Here is a 19,525-nt window from a genome sequence, read left to right on the forward strand (position 1 = left end):
TGCACCGACCCTTGCCGACAGGCGCATGCTTGTCAAGCGTGGCCAAACCGCTCAACCGTCGACGTAACGCCGATGAAAGCGGTGGCCGAGGCTGGTCAGGATTTCGTAGCCGATGGTGCCGGCATGGCCGGCCGCGTCGTCGACGCTTTGCGAGGAGCCGAGCAGTTCGACGAGATCGCCCTCGCCCAGCCTGCCGGGTGGCAAAGCGGAAATGTCGAGAATGATCGAATCCATCGACACCCGCCCAAGGAAGGGCAGCCGCACGCCCTCGAACCAGGCCGCGGACGCCGCGCGGCGATGCCAGCCATCGGCATAGCCAAGCGAAATCGTCGCGGCCGTGAGCGGAGCCGTGGTGCGGAAGGTGTGGCCATAGCCGACCCCAACGCCGGCCTCCAGCATGCGTGTCTGCACCACTTTGGCCTGCAGCCGCACCACTGGCAGCATCGGGTTTGGTCGGGCCGGTGTCGGATTGATGCCGTAGAGCGCGGCACCCGGCCGGGCGAGATCATAGTGAAAGCGCTGCCCAAGAAAGATGCCGGATGAATTGGTGAACGAGGCCGGCGCCTCGGGCAACAGTGCGCGCAGCCGCTCGAACGCCAGTCGCTGCCGCTCGTTGGCCGGATGCTCCGGCTCGTCGGCGCAGGCCAGATGGCTCATCACAAAACGGACGTCGATCCCATCGAAGGCACCGGGATCGGCGGCAACGCGCTCGACATCCCGGGGCGCCATGCCGAGCCGCGACATGCCGCTATCGACCTGGATCGCCGCCGGCAGCCTTCGGCCGGCGCGGCCAGCCGCCGCACGCCAGGCCGCCAGTTGTCCGGGGCTGTTGACGACGGCGGAAAGGTTTGCCGCCACGGCGTCCGGCTCGGCACCGGGCGGAATGCCGTTCAGCACGAAGATGTCGGAACCCGGCCCGAGCGAGCGGCGCAAGGCGATGCCTTCGCCCAGAAGCGCGACGAAGAAGATATCGCAACCTTCGCCGGCGAGTGCCGCCGCCACCCGGCTCGCGCCGAGGCCGTAGCCGTCGGCCTTGACCACGCCGGCGCAGCGCACGCTGCCCAGGTGCGCTTTCAACCGCCGGTAGTTTTCACGGATCGCGCCAAGGTCGATGGTCAGGATGGCGCCCGCCACCGCTTCGCCTGTGGCAGCGATGTCCTCGGGCAGCGACCTCTTGGGGGCGTCGTTCATGGCGACCCTTCTCGTGGCGGATAGTGCATGTCGCCCAAAAGTGGTCCCGGTTTCGGGAGAACGACATGCATAAAACAACGGCCTGAAGCGTATCGCTTGAATCCGTTCAAACGCGACGCGCTTTAGACATCAATAGGACCGCCAGGCCGGCGCGGCAACTGTCGTCGTTTCGTGTCGAGGCTATTGCGTCAGATGCCGGAACGCCGCCACTACTTCCTCGTAGACATGGCGCTTGAACGGCACGATCAGGTCGGGCAGGTCCTGCATCGGTCGCCATGCCCATTTGTCGAATTCGGCGGTGTGGCCGCCCGGCGGCGGATTGATCTGGATCTCGCCGACATCGCCGTGAAAGCGGAAGGCGAACCATTTCTGCGTCTGGCCGCGATACCTGCCCTTGAAGGCGATGCCGACGAGGTGGTCCGGCAAATCGTAATTGATCCAGTCCGGCGCCTCGGCGAGCAGCGAGACGCCACGCATGCCGGTCTCTTCGTAGAGCTCGCGCTCGGCCGCCTGCAACGGCTCCTCGCCCTTGTCGATGCCGCCCTGTGGCATCTGCCAGAGCTGTGTCGTGCCGGCGAATTCGCTGTCCGGTTCGGCAATGCGATGCCCGACCCAGACCAGGCCGTCGGCGTTGAGGATCATCAGCCCGACACAGGGACGATAAGGCAGCGTTTCGCGATCAACTGTCTTCTTAGCCATCTTGCCCTCGTGCCGGCCGTTGCTGGAAATTCGATACTTGGGAGGATCGCTAGCCTTTTTGCGGATCGATGGCCACCGCCGAAATCGGCACGATCTCGATGCCGCGCTTCTTGGCCTCGGTGACCCAGGTCGACACCGTGTCGACCGTCAGGTCGAAGGCCGAGCCTATGCCGACGGCAAAGCCTTTGGCGCGCGCGGTGGCTTCCAGCCCGTCGAGTTTCTTCAGGATGGCGCCGCGATCCTGCACGGCATCGATCGCCGTGTCGCCGGAGACGAAGGGCACGCCGTCCTTCAACGCCAGGTCCGGCGCCAGGCTACGTGCCGACGAGCCATCGTCGATATAGGCCAGGCCCCGCTTGCCGAGTTCGGCCATGAACGGCTCCATCGCCGTAGCATCGGCGGAAAAACGCGCGCCCATGTAGTTCATGACAGCGGTGTAGTTTGTCGTCCGCGACAGCGCCCAGTGCAGGTTCTTCAAATTCTCATCCGCGCTCGCCGCCACCGTCAGCGTGTTGCGGCCGGGGTTGATGTTCGGATAGTCGAACGGTTCGAGCGGCACCTGCATGACGATCTCGTGGCCACCCTGCCGCGCCGCCTGCATCCAGCGGCCGATGCTGTTGCCTTGCGGCGCGAAGGCCAGCGTCACCTCCGCCGGCAGCTTGGCGATGGCCGCCTGGGTGCCTGTCTGCGAAACCGCAAGCCCGCCGATGACGATCGCCACCCGTGCACCACGCGCGCCCGACCACGGCCGCGCATAGACGTCGAACGGGCGCCGGCCATCGGCTGCCCGGGCAGGCAATGGCCCGGTCTCGCTGGCTTCGATCAGCGCCTTGTCGGGAATATGGGCGATCTTCAGGTTCTGGCCCATGGTTGACGGGTCGCGAATGACGATCCCCGCCTTGGGCGGACCGTCGCCCTCCTCCGTCTGCACATGGATGATCTGCGGCCCGTCGGTTTTGGCGGGCGCTGCCGGCTTGGCTGCGGCCACCGGGGCCAATGCGGCCGGCGCGGCAGCAGGCTCGGCCGCCGCCGTCACTTTCGGCGTCGAAACGGCGACCTCTTGCGGCTTGCGGAACGGCTTTTCCCTAAGCGCGATCGCACCGGAGACGCCTACCACCGCCAGAACGACCACGGTTGCCGCGATCGCGCCGGCGCTGACCTTGCCGGCCGCGCGCGGCGATCGGACGGTCTGTCCAAGCGGGCGTTCGATGTCCTTGCCTATGTCAGCCAAGCTGCATCCCCGGGGCGCATGCTCCGAAGACGAAACCCCTTCGAAATGACATGCGCGAATTCATCAATCCTGGCGCACCCCTGGCGCCCGCACCCCAGGGCCTCGCCTTGCCCCGAATCAAACTGCCGGAACCTTTCGGTTCCGGCAGCATCGCATTGCTTCCATCAGGCGGCCAGACCTGTTGTCGGCCCCTGGCATCGGACCCAAAAGTGGAATCCGGTTTTGGGAAAATCCGATGCCAAAACAAAAAACTGGAGCGGCGCTTGCGCCGCTCCAGAGCTTTACTGGTTGAGAACGGCCTTTTCCGGATTGGGCGGGAAAGCCGGATCGGTCTTCTGGCCGCGCAGCAACTGCTCGGCATAGATGAGCTGCAGATCGTCCTTCGGATCCGGCGGCACATAGGCTGCCGAGCCTGAACCGGTCGAACTCTCGTCGGCGCCCTTGATATGGCCCTTGAGGTCGGATTCGCCGCGCGTCAGGTCCCTGCCCTGAAGTTCCGGCGGCAGCGGCTGGTCGACCTTGATGTCGGGCGTGATGCCCTTGCCCTGGATCGACTTGCCGGACGGCGTGTAATAGAGCGCCGTCGTCAGCCGCAGCGCACCGTTTTCGCCGAGCGGAATGATGGTCTGCACCGAGCCCTTGCCGAAGGACTGCGTGCCGACCACCGTGACGCGGCGCAGATCCTGCAACGCGCCGGCGACGATTTCCGACGCACTGGCCGAGCCACCATTGACCAGCACGATCATCGGCTTGCCGTTGATGTCGTCGACCTGCTTGGGCTTGGCGTCGAAACGGGTGACGTCCTTCGGATCGCGACCGCGCGTCGAGACGATCTCGCCGCGGTTGAGGAAGGCATCGGAGACGCTCACCGCCTGGTCGAGCAGGCCGCCCGGATTGAGGCGCAGATCGAGCACATAGCCCTTGAGCTTGTCGTTCGGCACCTGCTTCTTGATGGTGTCGATGGCATTCTCGAGGTCGTCATAGGTCTTTTCGGTGAAGGAGGTGATCTTCATGTAGCCGATGTCGTTTTCGACCCGGAACTTGACCGCCTTGACCTTGATGATATCGCGCACGACCGTCAGTTCGATCGGCTTGTCGGCGCCCTGGCGCAGGATGGTGAGCTTGATCGGCGTGTTGACCAAGCCGCGCATCTTCTCGACCGCGTCGTTGAGGGTGAGGCCGCGAACCTCCTCGCCGTCGATCTTGGCGATATAGTCGCCGGCCAGCACGCCTGCCTTGGCGGCCGGCGTGTCGTCGATCGGCGTGATCACCTTGACCAGGTCGTTTTCCATGGTGACCTCGATGCCGAGGCCGCCGAACTCACCCTTGGTCTGCACGCGCATGTCCTGCGCCTGCTCGGCGTTCATGTAGGAGGAGTGCGGGTCAAGCGAGGCAAGCATGCCGTTGATGGCGTTCTCGACCAGCGACTTGTCGTCGGGCGGCGTCACATATTGCGCCCGCACCCGCTCGAAGATATCGCCGAAGATGGCCAGTTGCTTGTAGGTCTCCGACCCTGCAGCGTTCGCCGCCGAGCCGGGTGTGCCATAAACAAGGCTCATGGCGGACGCGCCCATCAGCGCACCGGCAAACAGAAGCGACAGTTTCCGCATCATTTCACGTCCTTCCAGAAAAACGGTCCGCCCACCATGGGGCCGGATCGACGGGTTTTCCATCCTTGCGGAACTCGACATAGAGTTCCGGTGTGGCATTTACATTCTTCGAAACCGAGGTGCTCGCCACCCGGGCCTCTCCCATCGCGCCGACCGGCTCTCCTGCGAGCACTGATTGGCCAGTCGCGACGCTGATTCTGCTCATCCCCGCCAAAACGACATGATAACCGTCGCCTGCGTTCAGGATCAAGAGTTGACCATACGAGCGAAACGGCCCCGCATAAAGCACATTCCCATCCGCCGGCGCGGTGACGATGGCTCCCGATTGTGTCGCAACCATGTCGCCAAGCATCACCGCCCCGTTACCGTCCTCGGCGCCGAATCGTCGTTTGATGCGGCCGGTCACCGGCAATGCGATCTGCCCCTGCAGTGCCGAAAAGGGTGCCGCTGCGGCAAGTCGATTGCCTTCCGGTACAGGCAGGGACGCCAATTCCGCTGGGGTCTCCGCCGGCGCTGACGTCTTGTCGCCGTCCGCCGTCTTCTGCTCGGCGGCCTTGGCCGCATCGGCCGCCTTGCGGCTCTTGTCGGCTTCGAGCGAGGCGATCAAGTCCTTCAGGCTGCCGGCCTTGGCCGCCAGCGCTTCCGACCGCTGCTTTTCCGCGGCCATTTGCGTTTGCGTGTCGGCTTCGAGCTTCTGCTTGGCCTCCAGCAGCATGCCGAGCCGCTTCTTTTCCGCTGTCTGGTCGCCAACCGCCGCCGTCAACCGCGCCCGCTCGGCCTCGATCGAAGCCGTCACGCGCGACTGCTCCTTGAGATCGGCCAGCAGGCTATCGGTCTGTTGGCGCAGTTCCGGCACCACGGCGCCGAGCAGGATAGCGCTACGCACTGACGACAGCGCGTCCTCGGGCTTGACCAGGATCGCCGGCGGCGGATTGAGCCCCATGCGCTGCAGGGCGCCCAGCACTTCGGCCAGCACGTCGCGACGTGCCGCAAGCGATGTCCGGATCTTCTGTTCCTGGCCCTTCAGCCCTTCCAGCTTGGCGCCGATATCCTCGATGTCCTGGCCGAGTTTCTGTTCGGTCATGGCCGACTGGATCAAGGCGGCGGTGATCGAGGCATGGTCCTTCTTGATCGTCGCGATGTCGGCGGCGAGCTTGGCCAGGCGCTCGGACGACAGCGTGATCTCCTTCGAGACCTGTTCGTATTCGGCGCGGCTCTGGTCCGGATCGGGGGCAAGGTCGAGCGTGTTCTCAGCCCGCACCGCATGCAACGACAGCACGAGCACCGCTGCCGCGATGCCGCAGCGCGCGCACCATGAGGCCGTCCCTGATGATTTCCCGTCTTCAGACATTGAAGCCCGACTCTATGCGTGGCTTCGTTAACGAACAATCAACCATGTTCGAAAGCCCCCCTAAACCATGTGCGAGAGCCTCAATTGGCGCAGTCTGGTGGCGCATTGGGGCGGAAATCCGTATGGTCGCGCCAAACCACCGGTTACGAACGATGATAGGGATGGCCGGAAAGGATGGTCGCCGCCCGGTACAGCTGCTCCCCCAGCATCACGCGGACCAGTTGGTGCGGCCAGGTCAGCAATCCGAACGACATCACCAATTCTGCCTGATCGCGCAGCGGCTGATCGTGCCCGTCGGCGCCGCCGATGGCGATGACCAGCGCCTTGCGGCCGCCATCACGCAGCCGGCCGATGCGCCCTGCAAAGTCTTCGGAGGAAAAATTCTTGCCGCGTTCGTCGAGCAAGATCAGTGCGGTGCCGGGCTGCAACTGCCCCTGCAGCTTCTGGCCTTCGTCGCGCCGGCGCTCGTTGGCGGTCTGCGCGCGCCCCTCGGCGATTTCGGCCACGCCGGCAAACTCTAGCCCCACCGCTGGGCCGCTTTTGGCAAAGCGCTCGAAATAGCGGTCGGCGAGCTGCTTCTCGGGGCCAGCTTTCATCCGGCCCACGGCATGAACTGATACCTTCATCCTCGCCCCTATAAGCCGCCAATGCATGCCATGACATGCATCAAAAAAAGGCGGCTTAGTGGATAGTCCCTTCCTCGAGGTCCGGCGCCTGCCACATCTTTTCGAGATTGTAGAATTCGCGGACTTCGGGACGGAAGACATGGACGATGATGTCGCCTGAATCGATCAGGACCCAGTCGGCGCCTGCCAGCCCCTCGACGCGCGCCGTGCCGAGACCGGCATCCTTGAGCGCCTTGAGCAGGTGATCGGCGACAGCCGAGACATGACGGTGCGATCGACCCGACGCGACGACCATGTAGTCGCCGAGACTCGATTTCCCCTGAATGTCGATTGAGACGATGTTTTCGGCCTTGGAGTCTTCCAGACTGGCAAGGACTGTCTTGATGGCGCGGGACACGGCGTCGTTTACGCTGATCCCGGCCGGCGAAGGCATGATATCGGCCTTCTTCCGCAGTGCTGTTCTCAGTGTATTTCCTTTCGCAGCAAGAACAACCAAATCACCCCCAAAAGCAGGTGACACCGCTTAAATAGGCAGAGTTCCGTTGCAGTTTCAAGACGGCGCCCTGTCGCGCACGAACGTATTGTCGGTCCCGCGGTTCCACCGCATGCCGAAAAAGATCGGAACCCATGGCGCCTGCGTGGGTTATCGGGTCGCCCACCAACCGGATTTTCCCCATGCCTATCGACCCGCAGAACACCCTTCTCACCGTCCAGGCCGGCCTTGCGCAACTCAGCACGCTGATCGTTTCCTACGCCTTCTCGGCCATCGGTGCCGTCATCCTCCTGGTTGTCGGCTATATCGTTGCCGGCCTTGCCGAGCGTTCCATCTCCGCTGGCCTCGGCCACATCCATGGCTTCGACGCGACGTTGCGGCATTTCTTCTCCAAGATCGTCCGCTATGCCATCCTGATCCTCGTCACCATCATGGTGCTCGGCCAGTTCGGCGTGCAGACGGCGTCGATCATTGCCGCCATCGGGGCCATCGGCCTTGCTATCGGCCTCGCGCTGCAAGGCACGCTGCAGAATATCGCGGCCGGCATCATGCTCCTGGCGCTGCGACCGTTCCGTATCGGCGAATCCGTCGAGGTCGGTTCGATTGCCGGCTCGATCGAGGAGATCGGCCTGTTCGCGACGAGGCTCAGGACCGCCGACGGCGTCTACATCCTGGCGCCCAATTCGACGCTGTGGAACCAGCCGGTGCGCAACTACACTCGCAACGGCGTCCGCCGCGGCGACATCACGCTCTCGATCGGCTCCTGGAACGACATCGACCGCGCCCAGAAGACGCTGCTTGCCATCGCCACCACCGAGCGCCGGGTCAAGCGCGAGCCGGCGCCGATCGCTTTCGTCGCGACATTGGGTGAAAGCACGGTCTCCATCGCCTTGCGCTACTGGACATCGGCCGCGGATTTCTTTGCCACCCAGGCCGATCTCACCAAGCGTGCCAAGCAGGAATTCGACGCGGAAGGCATATCGATCCCGCTGCCGCCACCCGAAGCGCCGGCGCCGGAAGCCCGCCGGCAATGAAGCATGATCCCGAAGGCGGCTTTCGGTTTCGGAAAAGATCATGCTCTAGCCAATCAGTTGCCCCGGTTCCGGGGCTGCTCGTCCGGTCCGAAGGCGAGTTCGACCGGCAACGGCGCCTGCGCTGTCATCGGCGCGAAACTGCCGGTCTCGGCGGCAGGGACGGCCCGAGTCGTCACCACGCGCAAAAGCACGAACAGGCAGAAGGCGCAGGCGATGACGATCGCCACGTAGATGAAGGCCTGCGTCCCGAAGACGGCCGACAACGCGGTCACGATGCCGGGCACGATGAAGCCCGAAAGCGACCAGGCAAACAACAGCGAGCTGGACAGCGCCACCAGGTCATCCTTGCCGGCGCGGTCGGCGGCATGCGCACTGGCCAGCGAATAGATCGATTCCGAGGCGCCATCCCAGACGATGTAGATCACCACAAGAGTCGTCAGCGCGCCGCCATCGAACCCGAGCGCGAGCAGGCCGGCGACCATGGCGAGCGCGGCCGCGGCGATCAGCACATAGCGGCGGTCGGTCCGGTCGGAAATCCAGCCGAGCGGGATCTGCAGGATCAGGGTGCCGACCGGCATTGCCGAAAGCAGCAGGGCGACGTCGGCCTGGCTGTAGCCCTTGGCGGTGGCATGGATCGGCGCGAAGCCGGCGATCGACATCGACAGGCCGCCGACGGCAAGCATGCCGGCGACGCCGACAGGCGAAATCCGCCAGGCCCGGCCGAGCGCCACCGAGGCCGCTTGCGGTGGCGGCGGCTGAGCAAGCCTGGTCAACCCCACGGGCAGGATCGACAGTGCCGTGAAGACGATGCCGATCAGCGGCGCGTCCGCGGTTCTGATGTCGACAAAAGCCAGCGTCGCATAGCCGATGCCGAGCCCGGCGACATAGGCAACGTAGAAGAACGCCATCACCCTGCCACGGATGGCATTGGCAACGGCATCGTTCAGCCAGCTCTGCGCGACGATGAACAGGCCGCATATGGCAAAGCCGTAGAGCGCGCGGGCGGCGATCCAGAGCAACGGATGCGGGCCGGCGCCGACAGCGGCATTGGCCAGCGCGATCAGCGCCGACAGCACCATGAAGGCGCGGGCATGGCCGACCCTTCGCACCAGCGGTCCCGTCAGGATACAGCCGGCGAGGCCGCCGGCCGAAAGTCCCGTGATGATCAGGCCGGCCCAGGTCGGATCGAAGCCCTCGGCGCCAAGCCGGACCGGGATATAGGCAAACATCAGCCCATTGCCGACAGCGATCAGCGCCATCGATGCGATGACGCTGGCAATCGCGATCAGCGGCGTGGGCTCATGGTCCTGCCCGGCTTCGGCGCGGTGTTTCCTGGGGATCGACATGCCTGCTCAGGATTGCCCATGAAACGGGCAAAGGAAGCGATAAAAGCGACATCGCCGGGTGAGCGGGCTCAACCCCTGGCCAGCTTGCGGATCGCGCTCGACGACAGCGACGAGCGCGGGCCGTGGATGAAGGTCCAGGCCGGCGCCTTCATGCGGGCGAGCCTTGGCGCATCCCCTTCGTCGACGCGGGCATAGTCGAAGGTCTTGGCGACGACCGACGACAGAAACGACAGCGTCGCGCCCGGACGGTCGATGACGGCGATCGGGAAGGTCATGACGATCTCGCGCCAGCGCTGCCAGCGATGGAAATCGCGCAAGCTATCGGCGCCCATGATCCAGACGAAGTCGACGCCAGGATTGCGCGCCTTGACCAGCGCCAGCGCGTCGGCGGTGAAGCGAACGTGATGCGCCGCCTCGAACGCGGTGACCTTGATCTTCGGGTTCTTGGCGATCTGCTCCGAGAGCTGCAGCCGCTCGCCGAGCGGCGCCAGTTCACGCGTGCTCTTCAGCGGATTGCCAGGCGTCACCATCCACCACAACTGGTCGAGCGCCAGGCGTCTGAGCGCGATTTCGGCGACAAGGGCATGGCCGGCGTGAGGCGGATTGAACGAGCCGCCGAACAGGCCGATAGCGAGCCCCTTTTCGGCATGCGGCATCTTGAGGTAGCGGGAAGAAATAATGGGCTGGGGCAATGACAGCATGGCGCTAGTCGCCCCCCTCTGCCCTGCCGGGCATCTCCCCCTCAAGGGGGGATCCTGCAAGGCCGGCAATTGGCGAAATCATACATGACAGCCAATCTCTCCCCTTGAGGGGGAGATGCCCGGCAGGACAGAGGGGGGTGGCAGGGCGCAAGGGCCTCAGGCTCTAACGACGAAAAGCTTCAAGGCCTCACCTGTCCCGACCCGTGCACGCGGTACTTGAAGGAGGTCAGTTGCTCGACGCCGACCGGCCCGCGCGCATGCATCTTGCCGGTGGCGATGCCGATCTCGGCACCCATGCCGAACTCGCCGCCATCGGCGAACTGCGTCGAGGCATTGTGCAGCAGGATCGCCGAATCGATCTCGTTGAAGAACTTTTCCACCGCCTGCGGGTCCTCGGCGACGATCGCCTCGGTGTGATGCGAGGAGAAGGTCTCGATGTGGTCGATCGCACCTGCCACGCCATCGACCAGCTTCACCGCGATGATGGCATCGAGATACTCGGTCACCCAGTCGAGATCAGTGGCCGGCCTGGCGTCGGAAAATGCCTTCAGCACCTCGGCATCGGCATGGATTTCGCAGCCGGCGACGCGCAGGGCGTCGAGGATCGGCACCAGATGCGTGGCGGCGACAGCGCGGTCGACCAGCAGCGTCTCGGCGGCGCCGCAGACGCCGGTGCGCCGCATCTTGGCGTTGACGGCGATCCGCACCGCCATGTCGAGGTTGGCGGAGCGGTCGATGTAGAGATGACAGATGCCTTCGAGATGGGCGAACACCGGCACCCGCGCCTCGGTCTGCACTCGCCCGACAAGGCTTTTTCCGCCGCGCGGAATGATGACGTCGAGCGTGCCGTCGAGCCCTTTGAGCATCTCGCCGACAGCGGCGCGATCGGTGGTCGGCACCAGTTGGATGGCGTCTCCCGGCAGGCCGGCTGCCTTCAGCCCCTCGACCAGGCAGGCATGGATGGCCGCCGACGAATTGAGCGAATCCGAGCCGCCGCGCAGGATCACCGGATTGCCGGCCTTGAGGCAGAGCGCGCCGGCATCCGCCGTGACGTTCGGCCGGCTCTCGTAGATGACGCCGACGACGCCGAGCGGCGTGCGCACGCGCTCGATATTGAGGCCGTTCGGCCGGACCCACGCGGCGATGACGTCGCCGACCGGGTCGCGCAGTTCGGCGATTTCCCTGATGCCTTCGGCCATGGCGCGGATGCGCGCCGGATTGAGCTTCAGCCGGTCCATGAACGAAGTCGAAAGCCCGGATTCCTCGCCATTCGAGACATCGATGGCGTTGGCGTCGAGAATATCCTGTTCCCGGGCGACGATTGCCTCGGCCATGGCGACAAGTGCAGCGTTCTTGGCGGCGGTGGTGGCGATGGCCAGCGATCGGGCGGCTGCGCGGGCGCGGCGGCCGATATCGGCCATCAGCGCCACCGTGTCGTCCCCGGATTTTTCATGCAGCTTCAGCATGGCTCATCCTCCGCTCGATACTTCGTCACCGGCCCGTACCTGGTCGTCAGCCTGTACTTGGTCGCCAGCCCGTACTTGGTCACCAGCCCGTACTTGGTCACCAGAATGGCTCACCACGAGGTCGTCGCGGTGGATCATCGCCGAACGCGCCTCGTAGCCGAGCACGGTTTCGATCTCGGCCGTCTTCAGCCCTGCGATCCTTACGGCATCGGCGGCATCGTAGGCAACCAGCCCGCGCGCGATCTCGCGGCCCTCGGGCGACAGGATAGCCACGGTGTCGCCGCGCGAGAAATTGCCGCTGACCAGCTTGACGCCGGCCGGCAGCAGCGACTTGCCCGACAGCAGCGCGCCGATTGCGCCGGCATCGACCGTCAGCCGGCCGGCCGGTTCGAGCTGGCCGGCGATCCAGGTCTTGTAGCCCTTGACCGGATTGCTGCTCGGCCGGAAGAAGGTGGCGCGCTCGCCGCGTTCGATCGCCATCAGCGGCGACAATCGCGTGCCCGACGTGATGATCATGGCGGTGCCGGCGGCGGTGGCAATCTTGCCGGCATCGAGCTTTGTCCGCATGCCGCCGCGCGACAGTTCGGACGCGGCGGCTCCCGCCATCGCCTCGATGTCGGGCGTGATGCGATCGACCACCGGAATGAACTTTGCACCGGGGTCCCGCGCCGGCGGCGCGGTGTAGAGCCCGTCGATATCGGAAAGCAGCACCAAAAGGTCGGCGCCCATCATGGTGGCGACGCGCGCGGCCAGCCGGTCGTTGTCGCCATAGCGGATTTCGGAGGTGGCCACCGTATCGTTCTCGTTGATGACCGGCACCGCCTTCATCTTGAGCAGCGTCGAGATCGTCGCCCGCGCATTGAGGTAGCGGCGGCGCTCCTCGGTGTCGCCGAGCGTCAGCAGGATCTGCCCTGATTTCAGGCTTCCCTTGCCGAGCGCATCCGACCAGGCGCCGGCGAGCGCGATCTGTCCGACGGCGGCTGCGGCCTGGCTCTCCTCGAGCTTCAAGGCCCGCTTGCCCAGTCCAAGGATGGTGCGGCCAAGCGCGATGGCACCGGAGGAGACGACGAGGATTTCGGCACCACCTTGCGCAAGCACGGCAATGTCGTCGGCCAGCGAGGCCAGCCAGTCGCGCTTCAGGCCCGTCGCGCGGTCGACGAGCAACGCCGAGCCGATTTTCACGGTGATGCGCCGGTATCTCTTCAGCGACTGCATGGTCCTACTTGTCCCAGCGCGTCTCGACCGGGGCCGAGGCTTGCGCCCGCGCCTCGCCCACCACCGCCATCAGCGCCCGCAGCACTGCCTCGACGCCTTCACCGGTGACCGCCGACAACAGCATCGGCGCCCGGCCGGCGGCGCGTTTCAGCGAGGCGACCTTCTTCTTGCGCGCATCGGCGTCGAGCGTGTCGACCTGGGAAAGCGCGACGATCTCGACCTTGTCGGTCAGGCCGTTGCCATAGGCATCGAGTTCGGCACGCACGGTCTTGTAGGCCTTACCCGGGTTTTCCTCTTGAGCCGAGACCAGGTGCAGCAGCACGCGCGTGCGCTCGACATGGCCAAGGAAGCGGTCGCCGATGCCGACGCCCTCATGCGCGCCTTCGATCAGGCCGGGAATGTCGGCGATGACGAATTCGCGCGCGTCGATGCGGGCGACACCGAGACCGGGATGCAACGTCGTAAAGGGATAGTCGGCGATCTTTGGCTTGGCCGCAGTCACCGCAGCGAGAAATGTCGACTTGCCGGCATTGGGCAGCCCGACCAGCCCGGCATCGGCGATCAGCTTCAGCCGCAGCCAGATATTGAGTTCCTCGCCCGGCAGGCCGGGATTGGCGCGGCGCGGCGCCTGGTTGGTCGAGGTCTTGAAATGCTGGTTGCCGAAGCCGCCATTGCCGCCCTTTGCGAGCAGAAAGCGCTGGCCGACCACCGTCAGGTCGCAGATCAGCGTCTCGTTGTCTTCCTCGAACACCTGCGTTCCGGCCGGCACTTTCAGCGTGACGTCGGCGCCCTTGGCGCCGGTCATGTTGCGGCCCATGCCATGGACCCCGGTCTTGGCCTTGAAATGCTGCTGATAGCGATAATCGATCAGCGTGTTCAGCCCGTTGACCGCCTCCAGCCAGACATCGCCGCCACGGCCGCCATCGCCGCCGTCCGGTCCGCCGAACTCGATGAATTTTTCGCGCCGGAACGACACCGAGCCGGCGCCGCCGTCACCGGAGCGTATGTAGACTTTGGCTTGATCGAGAAATTTCATGGGCTGTGCAGTTTCTGCTAGTGGCTTTGCGGCATTGCTCTAAATCTAGCGCCTTGCTCTAAACCAAGGCGCGGCGAAGGGCGAGGCCGTTTTATGACAATGGCCGCTTAGGACCGGCTGGAGAGATGTCGGAATGAAGCTTGTAACCTACAACGTCCAGTACGGCATCGGCCTCGATGGGCAGTACGATGTCGGTCGCATCACTGACGCCGTGCGCGGCGCCGACGTGATCGCGCTGCAGGAGGTCACCCGCAACAATCCCCGGAATGGCGGCCGCGACATGGTCGCCGAGATCGGCGAGGCGCTGCCCGACTATTTCGCCGTCTATGGCAGCAATTTCGAGGCCAATATCGGCTCGCGCATCGACAACGGCCGCGCCATCACCACGACCTTCCAGCTCGGCAATATGGTGCTGTCGAAAACACCCATTCATCTGTCGCGCAACCTGCTTTTGCCGCGCAGCCGCAGCTTCGAGATGATGAACTTCCAGCGCGGCGCGCTGGAAGCGCTGATCGAGACGTCGCTTGGTTTCATCCGCTTCTATTCCATCCATCTCGATCACCGCAGCCCGGTCGAACGCGCCCGCCAGATCCAGTTCCTGCGCCGACGCCTGCTGAACTATGCGCTCGAAGGCGGCGCCTTGTCCGGCGTCGCCGAGATCGGCCTGCCGGAATTGCCGCATCCCGAAGCATTCGTCGGCATGGGCGATTTCAACATGCTGGCCGGCTCACCCGAATATGTCGAACTCGCCGGCCGGCCGGACCATGAATTCGGCATGCCGCTGACCGCCGACTTTGCCGTCGATGCCGCCATGCGCCTCAACGTCACCGGTGACGATCTGGTCAGCTGGGTCGACCCCAAGCAGCCCGCCAATGCCAGCCGCCACAAGCGCATCGACTACGTCTTCACCAGCGCTTCGCTGGCCAAATCGCTGAAGCGTCTGTGGGTCGACCGCCAGGCCGTCGGTTCGGACCACCTGCCGGTATGGGTCGAACTGGGCTGACTTTTTCAAACCTATGATTTCTATGCGACGCGAGATGTGTCGAGATTCAGGTCAGGCCGAGCCGAGAATGGTGGCTTCCGAGAACCGGAGCGGAGCGTACTTAAAGTACGTGAGCACCGGAAGCGCAGGAAGCCGCCATTCGCAGGCCGGCCTCACCTGAATATCGACGCATCTCAGAAATGCACCCAGTTCCTGAGGCTCGTCCAGGTCTTCCTGTCGAGCCGGTAGCGCTCGACCGGCACCTGACCGGCGACGATCGAGTTCAACATGCCCTGGCCGGCATACTGGAAGCCGCACTTGTGGATCACCCGGCGCGAGGCCGGGTTGATGACCCGCGTCGAGGCATGCAGCACCTGGATCGACGTCTTCTGGAAGGCGAGATCGACCAGCGCGTGGGCTGCTTCGGTCGCATAGCCCTTCTTCCAGTGAGGCTCGCCGATCCAGTAGCCGAGTTCCAGCCCGCGATCGGTGGTGTTGAGACCGGCGCAGCCGACGAAGGTGTCGGTGCCGGCCAGCGTCAAGGCATAGGCAATGCCGGCGCGGCGCGACTTGGTCATGGCAAGGAAGGCGCGGCCCTCGGCCTCACCATAGGGGTGCGGCATGCGGGCCAGCATTTCGGCGACATGGCGATTGTCGGCAAGTTCGACCAGTTGCGGAATGTCGCCTTCGCGGGGCGCCCGCATCACCAGCCGCTCGGTGACCAGGACCGGGCAGTCTATCGCGTAACTTTCGTCTTCGGTGTCTTCCGCTTCGGCAACCATGTGAAAGTCCTCCAGGCCAAGAAAAAGGGGAGATGGAAACCCATCTCCCCTGATCCTTTTCCTGGCTTTGCCAGACACCGGTTCCCGAGATGGGCGCCGGTGTTCTAGTGCGGAACCGGCTACTCCGCGGCTTTGGCAATGGGGTTGACCGATACGTAGGTTCGGCCGTTGGCTTTTTTGTTGAACGTCACGGCGCCGGTCTCGAGCGCGAAAAGGGTATGGTCCGTGCCCATGCCGACATTGACGCCGGGATGCCAGGTCGTGCCGCGTTGACGAATGATGATGTTGCCCGGGATGACGGCTTCGCCGCCGAACTTCTTCACGCCCAGACGCTTGGAATGCGAGTCGCGACCGTTGCGCGACGAGCCGCCAGCTTTCTTGTGTGCCATCTAACTAACTCCGTTGCGCCGCAAGGCGCCTAAAAGGCCTTATGAACGCGTTCGCGTTCCGTTTCAAGTCCGATTCCGGCGACCTTATCGCCAGAAGATTACTTCGCCGCCAATTCCTTGGCCTGCTCGCGCCAGTCCTTGATCTGGTCGGCGCTGAAGGGCATGTGCTCGTCGATCTTGGCGACATCCTTGTCGGTCAGCTTGGCGAGCTGGGCGAAGGTGATGATGCCCTGCTCGGCGAGGTCCTTGGCAGCGACCGGGCCGATGCCCTTGATCACGGTCAGGTCGTCCGGCTCGCCCTTCGGCGCCTTGAACAGCGGCGCTGCCGCGGTCTCGGCTGCCTTGGCCTTGGGCTCCTTCTTCGGCGCGGCTTCCGCCTTCGCTTCGGTGGCAGCCTCTGCCTTGGCTTCCTTCTTCGGCGCCTTGACGGCTGCCGTCTTCGTCGGCTTGGCGCCACCCAGCAGGATCTCCGAGATCCGCACGGTGGTCAAAAGCTGGCGATGGCCGATCTTGCGGCGCGAATTCTGCCGGCGGCGCTTCTTGAAAGCGATGACGGTGCGGTTCTTGCCCTGCTCGACGACTTCGGCGGTGACCACCGCGCCATCGACGAACGGCGCGCCGAACGTGACATTCTCGCCCTCGCCATGCGCGAGAACGTGTCCGATCTCGACGATATCGCCGACACTGGCTTCGACTTTTTCGATCTTCAGGAGATCGTTGGCGGCAACGCGATACTGCTTGCCACCCGTTTTAATGACTGCGAACATTTTTTGCCTTTCGCTGTTCGGTCGGCCTTGATGAACCGCCTCTGGCGGTTCGGCCGTCTTTTTGTCAGTCTGCGGGTTCAAAAAACAAGCGGCGCGGAAGAACCCTCCACGCCGATTGCGCGCTGTCCCTAACCGAAGGTTGGGTGCAAGTCAAGGCGAAGCCGTTTGCCAAGGCGGTTATTAGCTCGGCAAGCATCTGGCCATGTCGACGCGACCGCACGGCGTTGCCGTCGTCGCCACGCGAGGATCTGTCGGGCGGCCGGAAATCCGCGTGGGCTTGACCGCAGGCACCAGTGCAAATCCACCGCTTGTCCCGGAAGCCAAATAACTCGCGGATTGGCCTTGTAACCTGCCCGTTCAGCCGTTATCTAGTGCGCCGCGCCGGCAACGGCCGACCATGACCGCGGAGAGGTGGCAGAGTGGTCGAATGCACCGCACTCGAAATGCGGCATGGGTGCAAGCCCATCGGGGGTTCGAATCCCTCCCTCTCCGCCAGTTTCGCAATGGGCCCTCTAACCATCTGAAAAGCCTTCACTTCCTAGGCTCCCTCCAAATGGCGGTGCCGCACGGAAGTTCGACGCGAACCCAACAGAGAGCTCGCCGGCTGTTCAGGGCTGCTCTACGCGCTCATCCCTCGGACAAGCGGGCGCGACGATCACTCCGGCACGCCGGAGATGCCCAAGGCCTCGACGTAACGCTCGGCGAACACCTTGTCCAGCCACGGGTTGATCTGTCTCTGCAGGGTGAGCGTGAAGGTCGGAAACGCCTCCATCAGCCGCCGCGCCGCTGCCTGTGCCTCGTCCAGCCGGTTGAGTTTGACCAGCGCCATGATCACCACCCGGTGCGAGGAGCCGTAGTTCGGCATCTCGTGCAGCGCACGTTCTCCCCATGCCAGCGCTTCCTCGTAGCGCTCGAGCATCAGGTAGCTCATTCCGATGCCGGAGAGTGCGATGCCCTTCTCGGGGTCGACCGGGCTCAGCCGCATTGCCCTGTGAAAGTGCTCGATCGCGACGAGCGGGCGGCTGGCATGTGCGTTCACCCAGCCGCTGCCGGTATGGCCCTGCGCCGAATTGGGGTTGAGCAGCAGGGATCGTTCGATCGCGCCCAGCGCCATCTCGTAGTCCTTCGCGCTGTAGGCGATCACCTGCGCGGCGAAGCGCAGGCTCGTGGGGTCGTCGCGCGCTTCCGCCAGGACCTCGCGCGCCATGCGCACGGCGACTCGGACATCGTCGGGCTCGTGCCAGCACTGGCTCACGGACAGGCTGCGAATATAGGCGCCGAGTCCCTTTGCCAAGTTGAAGCCAGGGTCGATGCTGAGCGCCTCGTTGATGAGCCGGCGCACGTCGGCAAAGCCTTCGCGCGTCATGCTGTAGAAGCGCGGCAGCGCGCGTAGGTAGAGGTCGTAGGCGCTGATGTAGTCGGTCGGCTTCATGCGCGCCTGCTTGATCTCCTGCAGCCGGATGCTCGGCTCGACAGCGCCGACGACGCTCTCGGTCACCTTGTCCTGAAGGTCGAAGATGTCGCTCAAGTCGCCCTCGAAGCGGTCGGCCCAGACATGGTGTCCGCTGATCGCGTCCACCAACTGCCCACTGATGCGCACCCGCGATCCTGCTCTGCGGATGCTGCCTTCGAGCACGTAGCGGACGCCCAGTTCGCGCCCGACCTGACGCAGGTCCACCGCCCGGCCCTTGTAGGTGAAGGACGAGTTGCGGGCGATCACGAAGAAGGAGTTGACCCGGCTCAATCCCGTGATGATGTCCTCCACCAGCCCGTCGGCGAAGTACTCCTGATCGGGGTCGCCGCTCATGTTGGTGAAAGGCAGAACCGCTATCGAGGGTTTCTCGGGCAGGGCGGGCGGTGCAGCCACCGAGGCGCTGGCGTCTGTCTCGACGCGGTAGGCGCGCACAGGCCGCTCGATATTCTTGAGGCGCAGCTCGCCGAGCGGCGTGAAGCCGCAGTCGAGCTTGCCCTCAAGGTGGTCGTAGGCGGTGCCCGAGACGACCACGGTGCCGGGATCGGCGACGCTTTCGAGGCGAGCGGCGATGTTGACACCGTCCCCGTAGAGGTCGCCGTCCTCCTCGCAGACTACGTCGCCGAGATTGATGCCGATGCGCAAGCGTATCCGCTCTTCCTCGGGCGCCTCCGCCTCGTGTTCTGCCAGGGCCTGCTGGATCGCCATCGCCGAGGTCACCGCGTTAACGACGCTCGCGAACTCGCACAGCATGCCGTCGCCGGTGAGCTTGACGATCCGACCCTGGTGCTCGGAGACCAGCGGTTCGAGGAGGTCCTTACGGTAGATCTTCAGCCGCTCGAGCGTGCCGCGCTCGTCGCGCTCCGTCAGCCGCGAATAGCCGACCACGTCGCAAGCCAGGATCGCCGCGAGGTGGCGCTGCGTGGTCATTTCACTGCTCAGCCAGGCGCCTGCACGCGGGCCGCCCCGCATCCATGCCCTGCCGACTTCCAGACGCCTCCCGTGCATGGTATCCATCTCTCCCAGTCTCCGACCGTCGCCGATACAGAACGGAGAACGCAGCTTGACCTTGCCTTCACAAGATTTCGCTATTCCGCTTGCGAGGCGTGGAGCGTTCCAGTCGCCGCGCTACAGC

Annotated in this window: 18 protein-coding genes and 1 tRNA gene; 3 read left to right on the forward strand and 16 right to left on the reverse strand. The window is 64.6% G+C overall.

Features of this window, described 5'->3' with window-relative positions; translation table 11 throughout:
* Positions 1-51: 51 nt before the first annotated feature.
* From alr to rsfS, 7 genes are all read right to left on the reverse strand, one after another.
* Complete coding sequence (gene alr / locus AC1DZP_RS02720) at positions 52-1,191, reverse strand: alanine racemase (RefSeq protein ID WP_477300040.1); 1,140 nt, start codon at positions 1,189-1,191, stop codon at positions 52-54.
* Between the two features lie 180 nt (positions 1,192-1,371).
* A complete protein-coding gene (locus AC1DZP_RS02725) occupies positions 1,372-1,890 on the reverse strand; it encodes an RNA pyrophosphohydrolase (RefSeq protein ID WP_477227653.1) in 519 nt (172 codons plus the stop codon).
* A gap of 49 nt (positions 1,891-1,939) precedes the next feature.
* A complete protein-coding gene (locus AC1DZP_RS02730; protein WP_477300041.1) occupies positions 1,940-3,121 on the reverse strand; it encodes a divergent polysaccharide deacetylase family protein in 1,182 nt (393 codons plus the stop codon).
* 281 nt (positions 3,122-3,402) lie between these two features.
* Positions 3,403-4,734 (reverse strand): S41 family peptidase, encoded by a 1,332-nt coding sequence (locus AC1DZP_RS02735; RefSeq protein WP_167365099.1) that lies wholly within the window; start codon positions 4,732-4,734, stop codon positions 3,403-3,405.
* Between the two features lies 1 nt (position 4,735).
* Positions 4,736-6,082 carry a murein hydrolase activator EnvC family protein gene (locus tag AC1DZP_RS02740; protein ID WP_477300042.1) on the reverse strand — a complete coding sequence of 449 codons (1,347 nt, stop codon included), beginning with the start codon at positions 6,080-6,082 and terminating at the stop codon, positions 4,736-4,738.
* A 143-nt stretch (positions 6,083-6,225) separates the two neighbouring features.
* Positions 6,226-6,708, reverse strand: a complete 483-nt coding sequence (rlmH, locus tag AC1DZP_RS02745; RefSeq protein ID WP_477300043.1) for a 23S rRNA (pseudouridine(1915)-N(3))-methyltransferase RlmH — start codon at positions 6,706-6,708, stop codon at positions 6,226-6,228.
* A gap of 55 nt (positions 6,709-6,763) precedes the next feature.
* Positions 6,764-7,141 (reverse strand): ribosome silencing factor, encoded by a 378-nt coding sequence (gene rsfS / locus AC1DZP_RS02750; RefSeq protein ID WP_477300044.1) that lies wholly within the window; start codon positions 7,139-7,141, stop codon positions 6,764-6,766.
* A 242-nt stretch (positions 7,142-7,383) separates the two neighbouring features.
* Here rsfS and AC1DZP_RS02755 point away from each other — a divergent pair, with 242 nt between their 5' ends.
* On the forward strand, positions 7,384-8,235 hold the full coding sequence (locus tag AC1DZP_RS02755) for a mechanosensitive ion channel family protein (protein ID WP_477300045.1): 852 nt from the start codon (positions 7,384-7,386) through the stop codon (positions 8,233-8,235).
* A gap of 53 nt (positions 8,236-8,288) precedes the next feature.
* On the opposite strand, the gene AC1DZP_RS02760 is transcribed toward AC1DZP_RS02755, so the two are convergent.
* The 5 genes from AC1DZP_RS02760 to obgE all read right to left on the reverse strand — a co-directional run bounded on the left by AC1DZP_RS02760 (position 8,289) and on the right by obgE (position 13,999).
* Positions 8,289-9,581, reverse strand: coding sequence for an MFS transporter (locus AC1DZP_RS02760; RefSeq protein ID WP_477300046.1), 1,293 nt, complete (start codon positions 9,579-9,581; stop codon positions 8,289-8,291).
* A 68-nt stretch (positions 9,582-9,649) separates the two neighbouring features.
* On the reverse strand, positions 9,650-10,237 hold the full coding sequence (locus tag AC1DZP_RS02765) for a nicotinate-nucleotide adenylyltransferase (RefSeq protein ID WP_477300188.1): 588 nt from the start codon (positions 10,235-10,237) through the stop codon (positions 9,650-9,652).
* Positions 10,238-10,461: 224 nt separating this feature from the next.
* Entirely contained in the window at positions 10,462-11,748 is a 1,287-nt protein-coding gene (locus AC1DZP_RS02770; protein ID WP_477300047.1) for a glutamate-5-semialdehyde dehydrogenase, read from the reverse strand.
* 3 nt (positions 11,749-11,751) lie between these two features.
* Positions 11,752-12,963: a glutamate 5-kinase gene (gene proB, locus AC1DZP_RS02775; RefSeq protein ID WP_477300048.1), complete on the reverse strand. Its 1,212-nt coding sequence runs from the start codon at positions 12,961-12,963 to the stop codon at positions 11,752-11,754.
* Between the two features lie 4 nt (positions 12,964-12,967).
* A complete protein-coding gene (obgE, locus tag AC1DZP_RS02780) occupies positions 12,968-13,999 on the reverse strand; it encodes a GTPase ObgE (RefSeq protein WP_477300049.1) in 1,032 nt (343 codons plus the stop codon).
* 133 nt (positions 14,000-14,132) lie between these two features.
* On the opposite strand from obgE, the gene AC1DZP_RS02785 reads away from it, so the two are divergent.
* On the forward strand, positions 14,133-15,002 hold the full coding sequence (locus tag AC1DZP_RS02785; protein ID WP_477300050.1) for an endonuclease/exonuclease/phosphatase family protein: 870 nt from the start codon (positions 14,133-14,135) through the stop codon (positions 15,000-15,002).
* Between the two features lie 173 nt (positions 15,003-15,175).
* Here the strand turns inward: AC1DZP_RS02785 and AC1DZP_RS02790 are convergent, their stop codons facing one another.
* From AC1DZP_RS02790 to AC1DZP_RS02800, 3 genes are all read right to left on the reverse strand, one after another.
* Complete coding sequence (locus AC1DZP_RS02790; RefSeq protein ID WP_457151829.1) at positions 15,176-15,763, reverse strand: GNAT family N-acetyltransferase; 588 nt, start codon at positions 15,761-15,763, stop codon at positions 15,176-15,178.
* Positions 15,764-15,882: 119 nt separating this feature from the next.
* Positions 15,883-16,152: a 50S ribosomal protein L27 gene (gene rpmA / locus AC1DZP_RS02795; protein ID WP_013529063.1), complete on the reverse strand. Its 270-nt coding sequence runs from the start codon at positions 16,150-16,152 to the stop codon at positions 15,883-15,885.
* 98 nt (positions 16,153-16,250) lie between these two features.
* Positions 16,251-16,919, reverse strand: a complete 669-nt coding sequence (locus AC1DZP_RS02800) for a 50S ribosomal protein L21 (protein ID WP_095084424.1) — start codon at positions 16,917-16,919, stop codon at positions 16,251-16,253.
* Positions 16,920-17,324: 405 nt separating this feature from the next.
* Between AC1DZP_RS02800 and AC1DZP_RS02805 the strand changes: the two genes are divergently transcribed.
* Positions 17,325-17,414, forward strand: a tRNA-Ser gene (locus AC1DZP_RS02805).
* A gap of 160 nt (positions 17,415-17,574) precedes the next feature.
* On the opposite strand, the gene AC1DZP_RS02810 is transcribed toward AC1DZP_RS02805, so the two are convergent.
* Positions 17,575-19,407 carry an adenylate/guanylate cyclase domain-containing protein gene (locus AC1DZP_RS02810; protein WP_477300051.1) on the reverse strand — a complete coding sequence of 611 codons (1,833 nt, stop codon included), beginning with the start codon at positions 19,405-19,407 and terminating at the stop codon, positions 17,575-17,577.
* Between the last annotated feature and the right edge of the window lie 118 nt (positions 19,408-19,525).

This window comes from Mesorhizobium sp. P2_F8, from assembly GCF_056403655.1.